This window comes from Citrobacter sp. FP75, assembly GCF_018342065.1.
Classification (GTDB): domain Bacteria; phylum Pseudomonadota; class Gammaproteobacteria; order Enterobacterales; family Enterobacteriaceae; genus Citrobacter.
Window position 1 is genome coordinate 583,963 of the sequence record NZ_JAFDOE010000003.1, and the last position, 19,878, is coordinate 603,840.

A 19,878-nucleotide genomic window follows, 5' to 3' on the forward strand; every position below is an offset into this window, starting at 1 on the left:
TGCATTTATTTTTGATGATTGTACGTAGGAATTGTCCTTGTCATAAAGTGCGATTAGGACCACAATGCGTCATCAAATTTTAACATGTTCTGACTGCGTAAAAACGCCGCAGGGCAGCAGACTTTCTATGCGTTTAGTGCACTGGTAGCTATTGAGCCAGGGGCGGTAGCGTATCTTGCATTAGCGAATGAACGTAACACATTGTTTCGTGGCTGATAAAGCATATCGTGGTTAAAAACTATCAGAGCGAGCAGATAGGGGATTGGCAATGAAAGTATTGGTGACTGGTGGTACCGGGTTTCTTGGTACTGCTTTAGTCCAGGCGTTGAAATCATCGGGGCATCAGGTGATATTAACAACGCGTCGGCAAGAAGATATTGAACAGGGAATTTACAACCTGGGTGATATTTCAGCGGAAACCAACTGGATAAACCTTCTGCAAGGATGCGATACCGTCATTCATACCGCGGGAAGGGCGCATGTCTTGAATGATAATGCTCAGGATGCATTAGCGGAATTTCGTCGTGTTAATCGCGACGCGACATTGAAGTTAGCTAAAGACTCGGCCAGCTGCGGCGTAAAGCATTTTATTTTCGTCAGTTCGATTGGGGTGAACGGCAATGCCACATCAGGAACCCCCTTTACTGAAGCGTCAGAGCCTCGGCCAACTTCTGACTACGCCATTTCTAAATTTGAGGCTGAGCAAAGTCTGCGGCAAACCTTTACCAATAGCGAAATGGCGGTAACCATTGTCCGTCCGGCGCTGATCTGTGGTGAAAATGCGCCAGGTAATATCCAGCGCCTGTTAAAACTGGTGTCGAAAAATCTGCCGTTACCGTTTAAAAACGTCAAAAACAAACGTGCGCTGGTGTCGCTGGACAACGTTGTCAGCTTTATTAATGAATGCGTCGTGAATGATAAGTCGAAAAATCAGCTCTACCTGCTCGCCGATGCAGAGCGACCTTCAACCGAGGATATGATTAACGCCTTTGCGACTGGAATGGGTATTCACGCAAAAATTATCTATTTCCCGAAGAACGTCCTGAAATTATTACTTTCGGCCGTGGGGAAAGCTGGAATTTACGATCAGTTATTCGGTGATCTTGAAGTTGATGCCAGTAAATCGAGAGATCAACTGCACTGGACACCGCCGATAACGTTGCATGAAACTATGAAAAAAACGGCGAAATATTATATCGAAGGTAATAAATAATGTTGGATTTAGGGATCGTAATATTCGCATTTTTAGTGTCATGTGCACTGACCTGGGGATTACGCGGTTATGCGATTAAACATAACGTGATTGACCGACCAAACCAGAGAAGCTCGCATTCTGTGCCGACTCCGCGTGGGGGGGGGGTGGCTATTGTCCTGACGCTTTTAGCCGCGCTGATGTGGTTTTATTTCAGCAACTCGCTGACGGTAGATGGCTTCTTAGGTTTGTTCATTCCGGGGTTAATTGTAGCCGTAATCGGGTTCCTGGATGACCACGGTCATATTGCGGCACGCTGGCGTCTGCTGATGCATTTCCTGGCTGCGGCAATTGGCCTGTATTTCTTAGGTTCTTTCCCGATTATTACTCTGTTTGGTTACGATCTCTCCTTATCATGGATTGGGATGACTCTGGGCTGCTTCTATTTGGTCTGGATGTTGAATTTATACAATTTCATGGATGGGATTAACGGTTTAGCCAGTTCGGAAGCGATCACCTTTGCGGCAAGCAGTGCGATGTTAATGGTCGTCAACCAGTATATGCTTGCTCCTGGTAGCATCTATCCGCTGACGCTTGCCCTGGCCGGCGCTGCTGCAGGTTTTATTGTCTGGAACTTCCCGGCTGCCAAAATCTTTATGGGGGATGCCGGAAGCGGTTTCCTCGGAATAACCATCGGGCTGATGATCCTCCATATTGCAAAAGTCGATTCACACTTCTTTATTGCAGAGTTATGTTTGCTGGGTGTCTTCATCGTCGACGCTACAACCACACTGCTGCGTAGAGTGGTTGCCGGTAAGAAAGCCTATGAAGCGCATGCGAGCCATGGTTATCAGAACTTGGCCCGGAAATATGGTAGTCATGTTCCGGTGACGCTGATGGCGGTTGCCGTTAACCTGCTCTGGCTCTTACCAATTGCTTATCTGATTGCAGCTGCCAAAATTGATGGCCTTGTGGGACTGATTATCGCCTGGTTACCACTGTTCTTTGTTGCATTCAAATGTGGTGCTGGCGTGAAAGACAAAGAGAGCAACGTCAATGCATGACCTGATGATTTTGGGGGCTGGTGGCCATGGACGCACGCTATGCGAAATGGCCAGACTACTGGGCTATGCGGATATTGTGTTTCTCGATGAGAATGCATCCCTTTGCCATGAGACCAACAAACTCATCATTGGTAAAATTTCAGAGCTACCGTTACACATCAACAGTGCTAATAACGTCGTTATTGGCATTGGAAATAATAAAGTCAGAGAACAACTCTATCAGCAGGTTATTAGCCTAGGTATCCAACCTGCCACGCTTATACATCCGTCTGCATTTGTTAGCCCGTCGGCAACGATAGCTGATGGTTCAGTGGTATTAGCGGGAGCGGTGGTGGGTGCCAACGCAACATTAGGTGCGGGTACAATTGTAAATAGCCATTCGACGGTAGATCACGATTCTATTCTCGGCGATTTTGCTCACTTAGGTGTTGGTGTTCATCTTGCCGGCAGTGCTGATATTGGGAAATCAGCTTTTCTGCAGGCTGGTACAGTGGGTGGCTATAATGCAAAAGTGGACGATTACTCAGTGTGTCCTGCTGGTACTATTTTATAAACTGAAGGCAAGCTTTAACGAGGCGGCTAGTTTTTAGTATGCTAACTTATTTAATATCTTTACCAAGACCGATAAAACGAATTATCACGTTATCTATTGATATTGTACTGCTCTTATGCGCATTTTGGTTTGCGTTTTGGGTCCGTATTGATTCGATGACACCGATATATAGTACTTCACATTGGTTATTTATTTTTTCAATAATATTTGTCACTTTGGCAATCTTTATCAAGCTGGGGCTTTATCGCGCGGTTATCCGATATATTACGGCTAAAATCCTGCTGGTGGTTGCCGTTGGGATGTTTACATCATCCGTACTGCTTGTTATTGCGGCGTTCTATACCAATTTATATCTGCCAAGAACTATTCCATTCATTTACTTCTCATTCGGTGTACTTTTAATTGCTGGGTCAAGGCTTGGAATGAGAATGTTAGTCAATCGCGGATTGAACTTGGGGACTCGAGTGGTAATTTATGGCGCGGGTGCATCGGGCCGTCAGTTGCTACCAGCACTGAGCCAGATGGATGAATACTATCCGGTCGCTTTTGTTGATGATAATCGTGCTTTGCAAGGACAGGTGATTCACGGTGTTAGTGTATTTGCGCCTGAGAAACTCGCGTGGCTAGTTGAGAAATACGAAGCGAAGAAAATTCTGCTGGCAATGCCAAGTGCGAGTAGGGCAAGAAAGAATGAAGTGATCAAAACGCTGGAGGGTTTACCTTGCGAGGTACTTTCTATTCCCGGGATGGTCGATCTTGTAGAGGGTAAAGCACGTATTGATGCCTTACGCAAAGTGGTTATTACCGACCTATTGGGACGAGACCCGGTATCACCGATTCCTGAATTAATATCCCGCAATATCACCGGGAAAACGGTTATGGTTACAGGAGCGGGTGGATCTATTGGCTCTGAATTATGTCGGCAGATTATAAAAAATAATCCTACTCAGCTTATTTTATTTGAGCTGTCAGAGTTCTCACTTTATTCCATTGATTCTGAACTAAATAGCCTAATACGCAGTCAAAAGTTACACGTTAAGATTTACCCAATTCTTGGGAACGTACAGGATAAAGAACATCTTGAAAGGTTAATCAAGGCATTCAACGTCGATACTATTTATCACGCAGCGGCGTATAAGCATGTACCGCTCGTTGAGTTCAATGTTATCGATGGTGTTCGTAATAATATTTTCGGCACTCTGTGCTGTGCTCAAGCGGCAGCTCAATGTGGCGTTGAAAATTTTGTCTTAATTTCTACAGATAAAGCGGTACGACCTACAAATACAATGGGTGCGACCAAACGTATGGCGGAGCTGGTGCTGCAGGCATTAGCGAAGGAACACAGCAAGACCTGCTTTAGCATGGTTCGTTTTGGCAACGTGCTGGGTTCGTCGGGCTCGGTTGTGCCACTGTTTGAAAAACAAATTGCCAGCGGTGGGCCGGTTACACTCACTCACCAAGATATCACGCGCTACTTTATGACCATTCCAGAGGCCGCACAGTTGGTGATTCAAGCGGGCGCCATGGGGACTGGGGGGGATGTTTTCGTACTGGATATGGGAGAACCGGTGAAAATACTGGATCTCGCGCACCGGATGATTGCGCTGCAAGGTCTCTCTATTTGTGATGAAAAGAATCCGTATGGCGATATTGCTGTCAAAACAACGGGTTTACGACCAGGTGAAAAGCTTTATGAAGAATTGCTTATCGGCGACAATGTGTCCACCACACAGCATCCGCGTATAAAAACCGCTAATGAAGTTATGCTGCCGTGGAACGAGATGAGCAATATCCTTGCAGAACTCGACAACGCCTGTCGTGAATTCGACTATGAGCGTGTACGTGAGATACTTTTACAAGCACCTGCAGCTTTCAATCCAACCGATGACATCTGTGATTTACTCTGGAAAGAAAAAATGAGTTAAAATAACAGATTGGCATTTTTACCAATCTGGTGTACTTGACGATAGTCACCAGGCGTGTTGGCGTGTAATTCATTGTTTCTGAAAACTTTAAGAGCGAAAAAAAAACGTGAAAATTTTGGTCACTGGTGGGGCAGGCTTTATTGGGTCTGCAGTTGTACGACATATTATCAATAATACGCAGGATTCCGTCGTCAACGTCGATAAACTGACTTACGCAGGTAATCTTGAATCGCTGGCCGACGTCGCGCACAGTGATCGCTATCGTTTTGAACATGCCGACATCTGCGACAGTAGTGCGATGGCGCGCATTTTTGCCGATCACCAGCCAGATGCGGTGATGCACCTGGCGGCAGAGAGCCATGTTGACCGTTCGATCACCGGCCCGGCAGCTTTTATTGAAACCAACATTGTGGGTACTTATGTACTGCTGGAAGCCAGTCGCCAGTACTGGTCAGCATTAGGCGCTGAGAAGAAAGCCGCATTCCGTTTCCACCATATCTCTACCGATGAAGTGTACGGTGACCTTCCTCACCCTGATGAAGCAGCGAAGGGCAGTGAACTGCCGCTGTTTACTGAAAAAACAGCCTACGCACCAAGCAGTCCTTACTCCGCTTCAAAAGCATCCAGTGACCACCTGGTTCGCGCCTGGCTGCGTACCTACGGTTTCCCGACTATTGTGACCAACTGTTCTAACAACTACGGTCCTTACCACTTTCCGGAAAAACTGATCCCGTTGGTTATCCTCAACGCCCTGGAAGGCAAAGCCCTGCCGGTATACGGTAAAGGCGATCAGATCCGCGACTGGTTGTACGTTGAAGACCATGCACGCGCGCTCTATACAGTGGTGACACAGGGTAAAATTGGTGAAACCTACAACATCGGCGGCCACAACGAGAAGCAAAACCTGGATGTGGTACACACTATTTGCTCTCTGCTGGATGAAATAGTTCCGAAAGAAGGTTCGTATTGCGACCAGATAACCTACGTTGCTGACCGCCCGGGGCACGATCGTCGCTACGCCATTGATGCCGAGAAAATTGGTCTGGAACTGGGCTGGAAACCGCAGGAAACCTTTGAAAGTGGCATCCGTAAAACTGTGGAATGGTATCTGGCCAACAGCCAGTGGGTGGAGAATGTGAAAAGCGGTAGCTACAAATCCTGGATTGAGGAAAACTACGGGGATCGTGGGTAATGAAAGGAATTATTTTAGCGGGTGGTTCAGGAACCCGGTTATATCCAATTACAATGGGTGTATCAAAGCAGTTGCTGCCAATTTACGACAAGCCAATGATTTACTATCCTCTCTCGGTATTAATGTTGGCTGGTATCAAAGAAATTCTCATCATTACTACATCGGAAGATCAATCAGGGTTTATCCGTTTACTTGGTGATGGGAGCCAATTTGGTATAGAAATACAATACGCAATTCAACCGAGCCCTGATGGTTTAGCACAGGCATTCATTATTGGTGAGAGTTTTATTGGTAATGATTCTGTTTGTCTTGTTCTTGGCGATAATATTTTCTTTGGACAAGGGTTTACTCCAAAGTTGAAACTTGCTAGTGAGCGCCCTTGTGGTGCTACGGTATTCGGTTATCAAGTAATGGATCCTGAGCGGTTTGGTGTTGTTGAATTTGATCAGGAATTCAAAGCATTAAGTATTGAAGAAAAACCAACTAAACCAAAATCAAATTGGGCTGTGACTGGTCTATATTTCTATGATAATGATGTAATAGAAATAGCTAAGAATATCAAGCCATCATCGCGCGGCGAGCTTGAAATAACTACCGTTAATGAAATTTATTTAAAAAATAACGCTTTGAGTGTTGAACTGCTTGGCCGTGGTTTTGCTTGGCTTGATACTGGGACTCACGATAGCTTGATTGAAGCAGGAAGTTTTGTAGAGACTGTTCAGAAACGGCAGGGGATGATGGTAGCATGTCTCGAAGAAATAGCTTGGCGAAATGACTGGCTGACTAAAGACAGTTTATACGAAAGGGGTCAGCAACTCTGTAAAAATCATTATGGTCAATATTTATTAAAATTAGTAGGGTGAATTATGAATGTCCAACTTATTCCATTACAGATCCATGGTGATGATAGAGGTGCTCTTGTTTCTTTAGAAAGAGATAAGAATATAGATTTTGAGATTAGACGTGTTTACTACATTTTCAATACAAAAAGAGGGGTTGTTAGGGGCTATCATGCACATAAAAACCTGAAGCAGTTAGTTGTTCCCGTCAGAGGTTCATGCCGCTTTACTTTAGATAATGGTTGTGAACGAGTAAGTATCCTCTTGGATAATCCTGCGCAAGGGTTGCTTGTTGACTCGTTAATCTGGAGGGAGATGTCAGACTTCTCTGACGATTGCGTATTAATGGTATTAGCCAGTAATGAATATGATGAATCTGATTATATCAGAGATTATGATGTATTTAAATTGGCGGTGAAATAATGTTTATACATAAGTTAAGTGATGTACAGTCACAATCTATAGGTGAAGGTACGAATATATGGCAGTTTGTTGTTGTTCTTAAGAATGCAGTAATAGGCAAGAATTGTAATATCTGTACTAGTTGCTTTATAGAGAATGATGTTGTAATTGGTGACTCAGTGACTGTTAAATCTGGAGTTTATATCTGGGATGGGGTAAGGATACATGATAATGTATTTATTGGTCCCTGCGTTGCTTTTACTAATGATAAATATCCGCGCTCAAAAAACCACAATGCCAATCTCTTTGAAACAATAATTGGTGAAAATTCATCGGTCGGTGCGAACTCGACTATTCTCCCAGGGGTTAGAATTGGGCGTAATTGTATGATTGGGGCAGGTTCAGTCGTAACTAAAGATGTGCCAGACAATGCACTAGTTTTAGGTAATCCAGCAAACATTGTGAAGTTTTTGGAGGCATAATGATTGATTTTCTTAACTTACAGAAGTCTAACTCTCGTTATAATGATGAATTAATTAAAGCTGCAGTGAGAGTTATTGAAAGTGGGTGGTATATCTCTGGCTCAGAATTAGATTCCTTTGAAGAGAATTTTGCAAAGTATTGTAACACCACATATGCAATCGGTGTTGCTAATGGACTTGATGCCTTGACATTAACACTTAAAGCATGGCTAGAATTGGGAAAAGTAAGACCAAATGATGAGGTGATTGTCCCTGCGAACACATACATAGCATCGATCCTTGCCATCAGTGAAGCTGGTCTAAAACCTATTTTAGTTGAGCCGAGTGAGTCTAGCTATAATCTTTCAATTGAGAATATTAAATCCCAAGTTACTCCCAAGACGCGAATCATACTTCCTGTTCATCTCTATGGTTTGATCTCTCCAATGGATGAAATCATGAGTTTTTCAAGGGATAATAACTTTTTAGTATTAGAAGATAGCGCTCAGGCTCATGGATCTTCAATTAATGGCAAAAAAGCAGGAAGTTGGGGGGATGCAGCCGGATTTAGTTTCTATCCGGGAAAAAATTTAGGAGCACTTGGTGACGCTGGTGCTATAACGACTAATGACACCGAATTAGCCGAAACTGTTAGCTATTTGAGGAATTATGGGTCAAGAGTAAAATACAAACATGAATTTAAAGGTGTAAATAGTCGTCTGGATGAGATTCAGGCGGCATTTCTTAATGTAAAACTGAAGTATTTAGATGAAGATACTCGCATTAGGAGAAGTATCGCTAATCGTTATATAAATGAAATCAACAACGAATTAATTATACTCCCAAAGACTACCTATGAAGAAAATCATGTTTGGCACCTTTTCGTTATTAGAGTGAAAAACAGAGATGCGCTTCAACGGTACCTGAGCGATAACAATATTCAAACGGTAATTCATTATCCAACACCTCCCCATCGTCAACAGGCGTATAAAGAGTTCAAGGGGTTGAGTTTCCCTTTGAGTGAAGAATTACATCGTGAAGTAATTTCTATTCCAATGGACCCTACTCTCACAGAAGAACAGGTTAGCTATATCATTGGTGTATTGAATAAATTTAGTTGCTAATCATGAATTTAATTAAAGTCAGTTTTTATAATGGAATCTCTGTAATAATTAAAATGCTGACTATGCTGGGACTTAACAAAGTCCTAGCTATTTATGTCGGCCCCAGTGGTTATGCCATAATAGGTCAGTATCAAAGTTTTATTCAAACACTTGCTACATTTTCCGCGGGCTCAATTGCAAATGGAATTACAAAATATACTGCTCAGAATGCAAATGAGGACCAAGAATTAATACGGGTATGGAAAACAGCAGGGACTGTCAGTATCATTTCGAGTTTATTTATTTCAGTGATGATATTGTTTCTGTTTAAAAATATAAATGCTAGATTTTTTAATAATACAATAGACAATAACCTATCATATTGGCTTGCTGTTTCGTTTTTATTTATGATGTTGAATAGTTACTTTATGGCTATTCTGAATGGAATGAAAGCAATAAAACCTTATGTATTGCTTAATATATCCAGTAGTGTGTTAGTGTTAATTGTTACTGGCCTTTTTGCATTTAGCATGGGGCTAAAAGGAGCACTGATAGCATTAACCATAAATCAATCATTGAATTTTATAATAACTTTTTCATATTTTGTTAGACAGAAATGGTTCCAGGTTAGTTTTTTGGTGGGACGTTTAGATAAAGTCATAATTAAAGGTCTTAGCCGATTCTTCTTTATGGCGTTGTTCTCATCTTTAGCTGTTCCTTTAACACAGATGTTCCTGAGAAATTTTATTGGTTCTAATGTTTCTTGGGAGGTTTCTGGTTATTGGGAAGCCATTAACAGGATAAGTGCAATAAATATAATGCTGGCAACAACCACACTAACACTTTATTATTTGCCAAAATTATCTGAAATAAATGAGAAAGCAAAATATAAATATGAATTAATCAACATATCAAAACTTTTAATACCAGTTACTGCTATTGGGTGCTTTGGCGTTTTTTATTTTAAATTTTACATCATAAATATACTCTTTACACCTTCATTTATTAACATGTCGCCATTGTTCGGTTGGCAAATGCTTGGGGATTTTTTCAAAGTTTTCAGCTGGATTTTCTCGTTTGCCTTATTGACGAAAGAAAAATGGAAAATCTTTATAGCGTGTGAAATCTTATCTGCGATTGTCTTGACTGTGTCAACAAGTACGATCGTGTATTTTATGTCGTGGCATTATCTTTCTTTGGCATACGCAGCAACATATTTGATATATCTAATATTCACATCTATATTTTTCTATTATTTTATATATAAAAAGGCAATCTAGATGGAGTTTACTCTAAACCTTCTTATAATAATGTTGAGTTTTATTCCTGGATACTATCTGGGTGTATTTAGATTCAAACAACTCAATTATTATTGTGTGCTTTATTGGTCTATGTTGATATTCTGTGTTGTTGGTTCGTTTATTATATATTCCGGTGCTATGGATGATTCATTCTTTATCGAACCAATTGCAAATAATGTTGAAGCGAAAAGTCTGGGCATATTAATCACTACCCTTTCTTTTTTAATATTTTTTGTATCTGCTTTTATTATTGAGGTTTTTTATTCTTTATATACGCGTTATAGATTTGAAAAAGTAAAATGGGAACTTCATTACTCACGCCCAATAATCATGAGCAGTAATACGGTATTACTAGCACTGTGTGTTTTATCAATTGTACTAGTTATATATTATATTGTGTCTATTTATCCTGCGCCATTACTTATTGTTTTTCAAGGAGCTTCAGCAGATCAGGTTGCTGTGCGCCGATTAGAGGTAACAAAAGATTACTCGGGAATTGGTTATTTTAAAACGTTAGCAGGTATCTTACCTGTAATTTTATCTTATTACTGTTTTATCTCATATCTAAAATTCAAAAAACACCTTCCTCTTTTTATTTTTATTGCTATCATCTCGATGCTGACGTTGACAATAAATGGTGAGAAGGCGCCTCTTGTCTTCTATTTTTTGGGGCTTTTAGTGTCGTATTCTTCGGTCAGGGAAGTTAGCAAGAAAGTTTATGTGTTTTCATTGTTATTGATTTTTTCTTTTATATTGACAATGTATATCATTCTTTTCCAATTTGATGATCTGGAATATATTCTTAATATTCTTACTGAGAGATTATTTATAGCTCAGGAAGCCGCTGTTTTTTATGCTGCAGACTACTTTTCTACCCACAGCGCGCTGGGTTTATCCAGCATGGATACCGTTTTTAACAAAATACTAAATATTATCCCTGCGCCCAGAGCGTCAGAGTTATTTATGTACCAATATTTGCCAGGCATGGTTGAAAATGGTGGCTGGAATGTGAATGGCTTTTTTGCTCATGAGACTTTCTCAAATTTCGGTTTTATGGGCGTTATTTTTGGAAGTACATATGGTGGTATTGTAAATAGCTTGCTATGCATATATTTTAGAACAAGAGAAAAAACGTTATTAACAATGAGTTTTTATAGCTTTTACATTGTATCTATAACAACAGTACTCAGTAGTTTCAATGCAATGCTTTTTAATACACAATTAATACTTGTATTCATCATTTATATATTATTGTCATTTATCGATAGGGGGAAAAAACATGCTGTACCAAAGTGACAGGGTTTCTATCATTATAATATCATATAATCATGATCAATTTATAGAAGATGCCATTGAAAGTGTATTGTGTCAAACTTATAAGAATATTGAGCTTATTATCGTCGATAACAATTCATCAGACTCCACGCCTTTGATTCTGAGAAAATATAATAGTAAAGATAACATAAAAATTATTCATCTTGAAGAAAATATTGGTATTACTGGTGGCATCAATGAAGGATTAAAACATTCTAGTGGAGAATTTGTCAGTTTTTTCGCTAGCGATGATATTATGATGTCGAATAGAATCGAATTGCAGGTTAATGCGTTAAAACATGAGCCTGAGGCTGTTGCTTGTTTTGGTAATATGATGAGAATTAACGGAGATGGTTCGATCAATAAGCGAGGTTTGCTGCCAGTTGTGGATTTTAAATGGTGGACTTTTGACGACTTACTAACAAATAGGATATGTCTGTACTCTCCAACTCAACTATATAGAGCTGATATCTTTAGGGATAACTCAATAATTTTTCCGAAAGACATAAGAATTGAAGATATTTGGATTTATTTCAAACTTCTCAATATGGGCTACAAGTTCATTACCATACCATATCTTTTGACCATGTACCGAGTTCATAATAATAACACTCATACCCGGTACAAAATGATGATGCTTGAGAAAATAAAAATATTGGATGAATATAATGATAAGGATTTTTATCAAAAAGCGCTTCGTTTTATCTATCTCGAACATTTCTCTAATTTTGGCTCAACTTCCAAGAAAGATGCATTAAGGTTGCTTCCTAAGGTTATATTAAGTATTAAATCTAAATATTTGTATATCGGTCTAGCTAGGCTTTTTTTCGATTGGAGGAAGTAATGTTTAAACATGTATACGTTGATTTGTGTGATACTTTAATTAAAGGAAACACGACGTTCATGTTCTTGGATTCCTTTTTTAGTCGACATTATAATAATCGTTATTGGTTTTATAGAAAGATTAGCACGTCATTAATAATGAGAGTTCTATTCAAATTATTGCTCTCAGCTAAAATTGATCTAAACAGAAGAATCGCCATTCGTTATTTAAATGGATACAACATAGATTCTCTTAGAGAACATGTGAAATGGATGCTAGATAATAATGTTTTTGTGGAGAATAAGGAACTTGTTGAAATCATACATTGTGCTAAAAGCAAACACATTCCAGTAACGATTATTTCTGCCTCTTTAGATTTCATTGTTGAAGTAGTAGCATCTTGTTATTCAACTGATTATTTCAGTAGCAAACTTTTGTATAAGGATGGATGCTGTCAGGGACGTATCATGCTTGACCTTCTCTTTGAAAAGGATAAGGTTTTTAATAATGTTGAGAAAGCCAGCGATACTTACTGTTTTATAAGCGATAACATTCAAGATGTTAAAGTGCTAAAATCTTGTAAGTATGGTTTTGGCGTTCCGAATTTAAAAAATAGAAAGGTATTCATTGATAATGATATTGAGCTTATCAATTATGATAAGCTTATTAACCTGATTAAGAGTGAATGATTGTGAAAGAATATAGTATTTTTTATATTCCATTCTGGTATTCGATACAAACCAGATTTCGAACAATTCCAAGATTTTGTTCATGGGTTATAATCTATTTAATTCCTGTTTTATTGTGTTTCTTTTTTGTTTCCTCGATCTTTAATTATATTTTTTTGTTGAAATCATTTTTGGGCGTTGTATTAGTCTACAATTTATATGAGATTGGATATATATATAATGATGCAGAGACAATAAAAAAAGAATCATCACCTACGATGAGGCTTAGCAACTCTCAAATACAATTTTATGAAAATAACAAGAGGAATATTTATAACTTCCGTTTTTTTGTTGCAGCAGTGATAACATTTTGTCTGTCTTTCTATGATGGGGTATTGCTATTCTTGCTTGCTGCTTGGGCAATAATTCCAGCTTACATGTTGTATAACTCCGTCAGGAGTAGATTAAATCTACCATTGCATTTCGTGTTGGTAACGCTGAGGTATTGTTCACCAGTATTACTATTTACGGGGTGCGATAATATTTATATCGGTTTTGTAATGATTTTATTGTTCCCACTTATAAATACACTTGAAAGATGTGCTGAAAGTAGATTTAAGCTGAATTTTTTTAAAGATTTTTTTCTAGTAAATAGGAAAAGTGGACGTTATATATATTACTTCACTTTACTTGTTATGGGACTTGTCTGCATATATGTGTTTGGGGATTACATATACTTTGTTTTTTCTTGCTATGCTTTGTATTATATGATTTTTAGGTTCTTATCCGCACAGGTAAATATTAATGAATGATAGTCCGCAATCATTTAGTGTATTGATGTCTTTATACGATAAAGAAAAACCAGATTATCTTGACTCATGCTTTGCAAGTATTGCAAATCAAATATTGTTGCCTGCGGAGGTTATTTGTGTTTTTGATGGCCCACTTAATGCTGAGTTAGAAGATGTTGTTTCAAAATGGATTAAGGTTTTGAATATAAACATTGTGAGACTTCCTGTTAATGTTGGATTGGGTAAAGCTCTTAATAAAGGACTTGAACATTGCTCTTTTAACATTGTGGCTCGAATGGATTCAGACGATATTTGTTTGCCAGAGCGTTTTCAAAAACAAATCCCCCTTTTCTTTAGTGATGAAGAACTTGTCTTGCTGGGAGCTGGCATTGATGAGTTTGAAACATGTGAAAACATAGTTAAATCTGTCCGCAGTGTTCCATCATCTCATTCTGAAATTCGAGAGATATGTAAGGTGAAAAACCCGTTCAATCATATGACTGTGGTTTTTAGGAAAAATGAAATTTTATCACTTGGTGGTTATAAACATCATTTTTTAATGGAGGATTATAACCTTTGGCTTCGAGTTATTGCTAAAGGATATAAAGTAGGAAATATTAATAGTTCACTTGTTAAAGCTCGGGTTGGTAATGGGATGGTCGGTAGGCGAAAGGGAATTAAATATATTAAAAGTGAGTGGAAAATTTTTCTGCTAAAGAAGAACCTTGGACTGCAATCTTTTTTTCCCGGGGTAGGTGTTTTTTTGATGCGCTCGGTCCCTCGCTTGCTTCCTAAAACTTTGCTCTCAATGCTTTACAGTATGTCAAGGACTAAGAGCTAAATATATTCGGGTCTCAGCTATAAAATAAGTATCCATAGGTAAATGGGCGAAAATTGCTGTTAGCAATGTCAGTTTGTGATCTTAAATGACTATACTATCAAGCGAAGCAATACTAGGTTAACATCAACGATATATCCAAGCCGCGCATAAGTCGCGCGGTGACCACACCTGACAGGAGTATGTAATGTCCAAGCAACAGATCGGCGTCGTCGGTATGGCAGTGATGGGGCGCAACCTGGCGCTCAACATCGAAAGCCGTGGTTATACCGTCTCCATCTTCAACCGCTCTCGTGAAAAAACTGAGGAAGTTGTTGCCGAGAACCCGGGTAAAAAGCTGGTGCCTTATTACACGGTGAAAGAGTTCGTTGAGTCTCTGGAAACCCCACGTCGTATCCTGTTAATGGTGAAAGCAGGTGCAGGTACAGACGCTGCTATTGATTCCCTGAAACCGTATCTGGATAAAGGCGACATCATTATTGATGGCGGTAACACTTTCTTCCAGGACACCATTCGTCGCAACCGCGAGTTGTCCGCGGAAGGCTTTAACTTCATCGGTACCGGTGTTTCCGGTGGTGAAGAGGGCGCACTGAAAGGGCCTTCTATCATGCCTGGTGGCCAGAAAGAAGCGTACGAACTGGTTGCGCCGATTTTAACTAAAATCGCTGCGATTGCTGAAGATGGCGAACCGTGTGTGACCTATATTGGCGCTGACGGTGCGGGCCACTATGTGAAGATGGTTCACAACGGCATCGAATATGGCGACATGCAGCTGATTGCAGAAGCGTACTCTCTGCTGAAAGGCGGTTTGAACCTGTCTAACGACGAGCTGGCAAGCACTTTCACCGAGTGGAACGAAGGCGAGCTGAGCAGCTACTTAATCGACATCACCAAAGACATCTTCACCAAAAAAGATGAAGAGGGTAAATACCTTGTTGATGTGATTCTGGATGAAGCGGCGAATAAAGGCACCGGAAAGTGGACCAGCCAGAGCTCTCTGGATCTCGGTGAGCCGTTGTCTCTGATCACGGAGTCCGTATTCGCGCGTTATATCTCTTCCCTGAAAGAGCAGCGCGTTGCGGCTTCTAAAGTCCTGACAGGTCCTAAGGCCAAGCTTGCAGACGACAAAGCCGAATTTATCGAGAAAGTGCGTCGTGCACTGTACCTGGGTAAAATTGTCTCCTACGCTCAGGGCTTCTCCCAACTGCGTGCAGCGTCTGACGAACACAACTGGGATTTGAACTATGGTGAGATTGCCAAAATCTTCCGTGCTGGTTGTATCATTCGTGCACAGTTCCTGCAGAAAATAACCGATGCGTACGCTAAAAATGCTGGTATCGCCAACCTGCTGCTGGATCCGTACTTCAAAAATATTGCCGATGAGTATCAGCAGGCGCTGCGTGATGTTGTCGCGTATGCCGTGCAGAACGGCATTCCTGTTCCGACCTTCTCCGCTGCGGTTGCCTACTACGACAGCTATCGTGCAGAAGTACTGCCTGCTAACCTGATCCAGGCACAGCGTGACTACTTCGGGGCGCATACTTATAAACGCACTGATAAAGAAGGTGTGTTCCACACCGAATGGCTGGATTAATCTGATTTAGCCTAACTGTAAATCCAGGCCCGGAGCGCTCCTCCGGGCTTTTTTTTGGGCAAAAAACGGCATTCGGTCAGGTCTGATAGGCGTAGCCCCCCTAAATCGCGATATAATGCGCTTACGCTGATCCGATACGACAACGTTGGGTCTAACGATGGTGATTTGTTCACCCTTTAAATGTTTAACCGGAAGAAGTTAGAGCTAATGAAAATAACGATTTCAGGTACAGGTTACGTAGGTCTGTCGAACGGCATTCTGATTGCCCAGCACCACGAAGTGGTTGCACTGGATATCGTGCAATCCAAAGTAGACATGCTGAATCAGAAACAGTCACCGATTGCTGATAATGAAATTGAAGAGTATCTGGCCACAAAAGATCTCAACTTCCGCGCAACCACCGACAAGCAAGATGCATACCGCAATGCGGATTACGTCATTATTGCAACGCCAACTGATTACGATCCTAAAACCAACTATTTCAATACCTCCAGCGTGGAGTCAGTCATCAGTGACGTACTGGAGGTGAATCCACAGGCGGTGATGATTATAAAATCAACCATCCCGGTTGGTTTTACCCAGTCTATTAAAGAGCGTTTGGGCACGGATAATATTATTTTCTCACCGGAGTTTTTGCGCGAAGGGAAGGCACTTTATGACAATCTTCATCCTTCACGAATTGTGATTGGTGAGCGTTCTGCGCGCGCAGAGCGATTTGCGGCCTTGTTGCAGGAAGGGGCAATTAAGCAAAACATCCCCACGTTATTTACCGATTCTACTGAAGCCGAAGCGATTAAACTTTTTGCCAATACTTACCTCGCCATGCGCGTGGCGTATTTTAACGAACTTGATAGCTATGCGGAAAGCTTAGGTCTTGACACCCGCCAAATCATCGAAGGTGTATGTCTGGATCCGCGAATTGGCAATCACTATAACAATCCGTCATTTGGTTATGGCGGGTATTGCCTGCCGAAAGACACCAAACAACTGCTGGCGAACTATCAGTCGGTCCCTAATAATCTCATCTCAGCCATTGTGGATGCCAACCGTACGCGTAAAGATTTTATTGCTGACTCCATCCTTGCGCGCAAACCGAAGGTTGTGGGCGTTTATCGCTTAATCATGAAAAGTGGTTCAGATAACTTCCGCGCATCGTCCATTCAGGGGATCATGAAGCGGATTAAAGCCAAAGGTGTGCCGGTGATTATTTATGAACCGGTAATGAAAGAGGATGAATTCTTTCACTCGCGGGTTGTACGTGATTTAGATGCCTTTAAAAATGAAGCGGACATTATCATTTCCAACCGTATGACGCCGGAACTGAGTGATGTCGCCGATAAGGTGTATACTCGCGATCTGTTTGGTAATGACTAATTCTTTTCGATACTAAAAGAGGCCCTTTCGCAAGGCCTCTTTTAAAACTCAGAATCGAATTGCTTTATACCGCGTAGAAGTCGCGGTACCAGTCAACGAAGTTTTTCACACCGTCTTTAACGGTGGTTTCGGGTTTAAAACCAATCACGTCATACAGTGCTTTAGTGTCCGCACTGGTTTCCAGCACATCACCGGGTTGCAGCGGCAGCATATTTTTAGTGGCTTCAATGCCTAACGCTTCTTCCAGGGCTTTGATGTAATCCATCAGCTCGACGGGGGCGCTATTGCCAATATTATACACGCGATAGGGGGCAATGCTGGTAGCCGGGGTGCCAGTTTCAACAGTCCACTTTGCGTCAGTCTGCGGAATGACATTCTGCAGGCGAATAATCGCCTCGGCAATATCATCAATATAGGTAAAGTCACGCTTCATTTTACCGAAGTTATAGACATCAATAGTTTTCCCTTCCAGCATCGCTTTAGTGAACTTAAACAGCGCCATATCCGGGCGACCCCATGGGCCGTAAACGGTGAAGAAACGCAGTCCTGTTGTCGGCAACCCATACAAATGTGAATAGGTATGCGCCATCAACTCATTCGCTTTTTTAGTTGCCGCGTATAAGGAGACCGGATGATCGACGGAATCATCCGTTGAAAACGGCATTTTGCGGTTCAGGCCATACACTGAACTGGAGGAGGCATAGAGCAGGTGTTTTACGTGATTATGCCGGCACCCTTCCAGCACGTTCAGGAAGCCGGTCAGGTTGGAGTCTGCATAGGCGTGGGGATTTTCGATTGAGTAGCGGACGCCCGCTTGTGCGGCGAGATGGATCACGCGATCAAAACGCTCGTTTGAGAAGAGTGCCGCCATGCTTTCCCGGTCAGCTAGATCAACTTTGTGAAAATGAAAACCAGGCTGTACCAGTAAATCCAGCCGCGCCTGCTTAAGGCTGACATCGTAGTAATCATTGAGATTATCAATACCGACCACCTGATGACCAGCTTCCAGCAGGCGTTGGCTAACATGGAAGCCGATAAAACCGGCGGCACCCGTAATCAGGTATTTCATTTGTGTTCCTCTGTCAGGCTTAATTATCGCCAGGTACCAACGGGCACCACAAAAGAGAGAATCATACCGCCAGACGGCAAAAAAGCTAATTGTAATCTTGATTAGCTTGTCCTATTTTACTGGTTATGCCTTTTTAATTCATGGTGTGAATTGATTGCACAAACAGAAAGATAGCCGTTGTCTGGTTTTTGCTGTTGACAACGATGATTACCCACGTCACTTTTCCAGTAGTGATTAAAATACCAATCAATATCAGTTAAATAATCTGTCATTTTTATCAATAGTCCTATGGCATTAACTATATTTATGACTAAACTATTGGCGTTAAGTCTTTCCTCATTTAGGGTGTTTATGTCTGTCGGTGATAACAACATATCCGGGCGTAGTAACGATCCGGAACAGATTGATTTAATTGATTTAGTGATGCAGTTGTGGCGTGGAAAAGTAACCATCGTTACCGCAATTGTTGTTGCCATTGTGCTGGCTGTGGGCTATCTGGTCGTTGCTAAGGAGAAATGGACCTCTACAGCGATTATTACTCAACCGGATGTTGGACAGATTGCCACGTATAACAACGCACTCAATGTGTTGTATGGTGTCAGTGCCCCTAAGGTTACTGAGTTACAGGCAAACGTGATTGGCCGTTTTAGTACGTCATTCTCTGCATTGGCGGAAACGCTGGATAATCAGGAAGAACCAGAAAAACTATCGATTGAGCAGTCTGTAAAAGGGCAATCATTGCCGTTAGCGGTCTCTTATGTGGCAGGTTCTCCAGAAGAAGCTCAGCGTCAGCTGGCTGAATACATTCAACAAACAGACGAAAAAGTTGCCAAAGAGCTGGAGCTTGACCTGGCTGATAACATCAAGCTGCAAACCAGTACTCTTGAAGATTCTCTAAAGACTCAGGAAGTGGTCGCTCAGGAACAAAAAGATTTGCGAATCAAGCAAATCCAGGAAGCGCTGCGTTATGCGCAGCAGGCGGGCGTCACTAAGCCGCAAATTCAGCAAACTCAGGATGTTACACAGGATAGCATGTTCCTGTTGGGTAGCGATGCCCTGAAATCCATGATTGAGCACGAAGCGACTCGCCCGTTGATTTTCTCAGATAATTACTATCAGACTAAACGAAATCTGCTGGATATTAAGGCGCTTAAGCTTGAAGGTACTGAATTGCATACCTACCGCTACGTGCTGAAACCGACTTTACCGGTTCGTCGAGACAGTCCGAAAAAAACGATCATCCTGGTGCTGGCGGTGCTGCTTGGTGGGATGATTGGCGCGGGCGTGGTACTGGGACGCAATGCGTTACGTGGTTACAAAGCGAAAGCGTAGTAATCTACTGAGCTGAAAAGCAAAAACCGGGCATCGCCCGGTT

At 41.4% G+C, this 19,878-nt stretch carries 18 protein-coding genes; 17 read left to right on the forward strand and 1 reads right to left on the reverse strand.

Annotated features, from left to right (window positions below; genetic code table 11):
- Window positions 1–268: 268 nt before the first annotated feature.
- From JQ822_RS13990 to ugd, 16 genes are all read left to right on the forward strand, one after another.
- The gene (locus tag JQ822_RS13990; protein WP_213133965.1) at window positions 269–1,213 is read left to right on the forward strand and encodes an NAD-dependent epimerase/dehydratase family protein; all 945 of its coding nucleotides are present in this window, start codon (window positions 269–271) and stop codon (window positions 1,211–1,213) included.
- Entirely contained in the window at window positions 1,213–2,256 is a 1,044-nt protein-coding gene (locus JQ822_RS13995) for an MraY family glycosyltransferase (protein WP_213133966.1), read from the forward strand. Before JQ822_RS13990 ends, JQ822_RS13995 begins: the two co-directional genes overlap by 1 nt.
- Window positions 2,249–2,809 (forward strand): PglD-related sugar-binding protein, encoded by a 561-nt coding sequence (locus tag JQ822_RS14000; RefSeq protein WP_213133967.1) that lies wholly within the window; start codon window positions 2,249–2,251, stop codon window positions 2,807–2,809. The genes JQ822_RS13995 and JQ822_RS14000 overlap by 8 nt, the downstream gene beginning before the upstream one ends.
- 38 nt (window positions 2,810–2,847) lie before the next feature.
- Entirely contained in the window at window positions 2,848–4,734 is a 1,887-nt protein-coding gene (locus tag JQ822_RS14005; protein ID WP_213133968.1) for a polysaccharide biosynthesis protein, read from the forward strand.
- Window positions 4,735–4,840: 106 nt separating this feature from the next.
- Window positions 4,841–5,926 (forward strand): dTDP-glucose 4,6-dehydratase, encoded by a 1,086-nt coding sequence (gene rfbB, locus JQ822_RS14010; RefSeq protein WP_213133969.1) that lies wholly within the window; start codon window positions 4,841–4,843, stop codon window positions 5,924–5,926.
- On the forward strand, window positions 5,926–6,789 hold the full coding sequence (gene rfbA / locus JQ822_RS14015; RefSeq protein WP_213133970.1) for a glucose-1-phosphate thymidylyltransferase RfbA: 864 nt from the start codon (window positions 5,926–5,928) through the stop codon (window positions 6,787–6,789). The genes rfbB and rfbA overlap by 1 nt, the downstream gene beginning before the upstream one ends.
- A 3-nt stretch (window positions 6,790–6,792) precedes the next feature.
- Entirely contained in the window at window positions 6,793–7,188 is a 396-nt protein-coding gene (locus tag JQ822_RS14020; protein WP_213133971.1) for a sugar 3,4-ketoisomerase, read from the forward strand.
- Window positions 7,188–7,649, forward strand: a complete 462-nt coding sequence (locus JQ822_RS14025; RefSeq protein WP_213133972.1) for an acyltransferase — start codon at window positions 7,188–7,190, stop codon at window positions 7,647–7,649. Before JQ822_RS14020 ends, JQ822_RS14025 begins: the two co-directional genes overlap by 1 nt.
- Window positions 7,649–8,752, forward strand: a complete 1,104-nt coding sequence (locus JQ822_RS14030) for a DegT/DnrJ/EryC1/StrS family aminotransferase (RefSeq protein ID WP_213133973.1) — start codon at window positions 7,649–7,651, stop codon at window positions 8,750–8,752. The genes JQ822_RS14025 and JQ822_RS14030 overlap by 1 nt, the downstream gene beginning before the upstream one ends.
- A 2-nt stretch (window positions 8,753–8,754) precedes the next feature.
- Window positions 8,755–10,011 (forward strand): O-antigen translocase, encoded by a 1,257-nt coding sequence (locus JQ822_RS14035; RefSeq protein WP_213133974.1) that lies wholly within the window; start codon window positions 8,755–8,757, stop codon window positions 10,009–10,011.
- Between the two features lie 159 nt (window positions 10,012–10,170).
- On the forward strand, window positions 10,171–11,328 hold the full coding sequence (locus tag JQ822_RS14040) for an O-antigen polymerase (RefSeq protein WP_274608456.1): 1,158 nt from the start codon (window positions 10,171–10,173) through the stop codon (window positions 11,326–11,328).
- On the forward strand, window positions 11,312–12,190 hold the full coding sequence (locus JQ822_RS14045; RefSeq protein ID WP_213133976.1) for a glycosyltransferase family 2 protein: 879 nt from the start codon (window positions 11,312–11,314) through the stop codon (window positions 12,188–12,190). Before JQ822_RS14040 ends, JQ822_RS14045 begins: the two co-directional genes overlap by 17 nt.
- Entirely contained in the window at window positions 12,190–12,858 is a 669-nt protein-coding gene (locus tag JQ822_RS14050) for a haloacid dehalogenase-like hydrolase (RefSeq protein WP_213133977.1), read from the forward strand. The genes JQ822_RS14045 and JQ822_RS14050 overlap by 1 nt, the downstream gene beginning before the upstream one ends.
- Before the next feature lie 783 nt (window positions 12,859–13,641).
- Entirely contained in the window at window positions 13,642–14,469 is an 828-nt protein-coding gene (locus JQ822_RS14055; protein ID WP_213133978.1) for a glycosyltransferase, read from the forward strand.
- 184 nt (window positions 14,470–14,653) lie between these two features.
- Window positions 14,654–16,060 (forward strand): NADP-dependent phosphogluconate dehydrogenase, encoded by a 1,407-nt coding sequence (gene gndA, locus JQ822_RS14060; protein WP_213133979.1) that lies wholly within the window; start codon window positions 14,654–14,656, stop codon window positions 16,058–16,060.
- A gap of 207 nt (window positions 16,061–16,267) precedes the next feature.
- Entirely contained in the window at window positions 16,268–17,434 is a 1,167-nt protein-coding gene (ugd, locus tag JQ822_RS14065) for a UDP-glucose 6-dehydrogenase (protein ID WP_213133980.1), read from the forward strand.
- Window positions 17,435–17,498: 64 nt separating this feature from the next.
- Here the strand turns inward: ugd and JQ822_RS14070 are convergent, their stop codons facing one another.
- Window positions 17,499–18,503 (reverse strand): NAD-dependent epimerase, encoded by a 1,005-nt coding sequence (locus JQ822_RS14070; protein WP_213133981.1) that lies wholly within the window; start codon window positions 18,501–18,503, stop codon window positions 17,499–17,501.
- Window positions 18,504–18,854: 351 nt separating this feature from the next.
- Between JQ822_RS14070 and wzzB the strand changes: the two genes are divergently transcribed.
- The gene (gene wzzB, locus JQ822_RS14075) at window positions 18,855–19,835 is read left to right on the forward strand and encodes an LPS O-antigen chain length determinant protein WzzB (RefSeq protein ID WP_213133982.1); all 981 of its coding nucleotides are present in this window, start codon (window positions 18,855–18,857) and stop codon (window positions 19,833–19,835) included.
- Window positions 19,836–19,878 lie beyond the last annotated feature (43 nt).

What these genes read in the sequence shown, in the direction of transcription:
- JQ822_RS14055 (WP_213133978.1), top strand. Translation starts at nt 13,642, where the DNA reads ATGAATGATAGTCCGCAATCATTTAGTGTATTGATGTCTTTATACGAT.
- JQ822_RS14045 (WP_213133976.1), top strand. Translation starts at nt 11,312, where the DNA reads ATGCTGTACCAAAGTGACAGGGTTTCTATCATTATAATATCATATAAT.
- JQ822_RS13990 (WP_213133965.1), top strand. Translation starts at nt 269, where the DNA reads ATGAAAGTATTGGTGACTGGTGGTACCGGGTTTCTTGGTACTGCTTTA.
- JQ822_RS14040 (WP_274608456.1), top strand. Translation starts at nt 10,171, where the DNA reads ATGGATGATTCATTCTTTATCGAACCAATTGCAAATAATGTTGAAGCG.
- JQ822_RS14020 (WP_213133971.1), top strand. Translation starts at nt 6,793, where the DNA reads ATGAATGTCCAACTTATTCCATTACAGATCCATGGTGATGATAGAGGT.
- JQ822_RS14030 (WP_213133973.1), top strand. Translation starts at nt 7,649, where the DNA reads ATGATTGATTTTCTTAACTTACAGAAGTCTAACTCTCGTTATAATGAT.
- JQ822_RS14025 (WP_213133972.1), top strand. Translation starts at nt 7,188, where the DNA reads ATGTTTATACATAAGTTAAGTGATGTACAGTCACAATCTATAGGTGAA.
- gndA (WP_213133979.1), top strand. Translation starts at nt 14,654, where the DNA reads ATGTCCAAGCAACAGATCGGCGTCGTCGGTATGGCAGTGATGGGGCGC.
- wzzB (WP_213133982.1), top strand. Translation starts at nt 18,855, where the DNA reads ATGTCTGTCGGTGATAACAACATATCCGGGCGTAGTAACGATCCGGAA.
- ugd (WP_213133980.1), top strand. Translation starts at nt 16,268, where the DNA reads ATGAAAATAACGATTTCAGGTACAGGTTACGTAGGTCTGTCGAACGGC.
- JQ822_RS14070 (WP_213133981.1), bottom strand. Translation starts at nt 18,503, where the DNA reads ATGAAATACCTGATTACGGGTGCCGCCGGTTTTATCGGCTTCCATGTT.
- JQ822_RS14035 (WP_213133974.1), top strand. Translation starts at nt 8,755, where the DNA reads ATGAATTTAATTAAAGTCAGTTTTTATAATGGAATCTCTGTAATAATT.
- rfbA (WP_213133970.1), top strand. Translation starts at nt 5,926, where the DNA reads ATGAAAGGAATTATTTTAGCGGGTGGTTCAGGAACCCGGTTATATCCA.
- JQ822_RS14005 (WP_213133968.1), top strand. Translation starts at nt 2,848, where the DNA reads ATGCTAACTTATTTAATATCTTTACCAAGACCGATAAAACGAATTATC.
- JQ822_RS14050 (WP_213133977.1), top strand. Translation starts at nt 12,190, where the DNA reads ATGTTTAAACATGTATACGTTGATTTGTGTGATACTTTAATTAAAGGA.
- JQ822_RS14000 (WP_213133967.1), top strand. Translation starts at nt 2,249, where the DNA reads ATGCATGACCTGATGATTTTGGGGGCTGGTGGCCATGGACGCACGCTA.
- JQ822_RS13995 (WP_213133966.1), top strand. Translation starts at nt 1,213, where the DNA reads ATGTTGGATTTAGGGATCGTAATATTCGCATTTTTAGTGTCATGTGCA.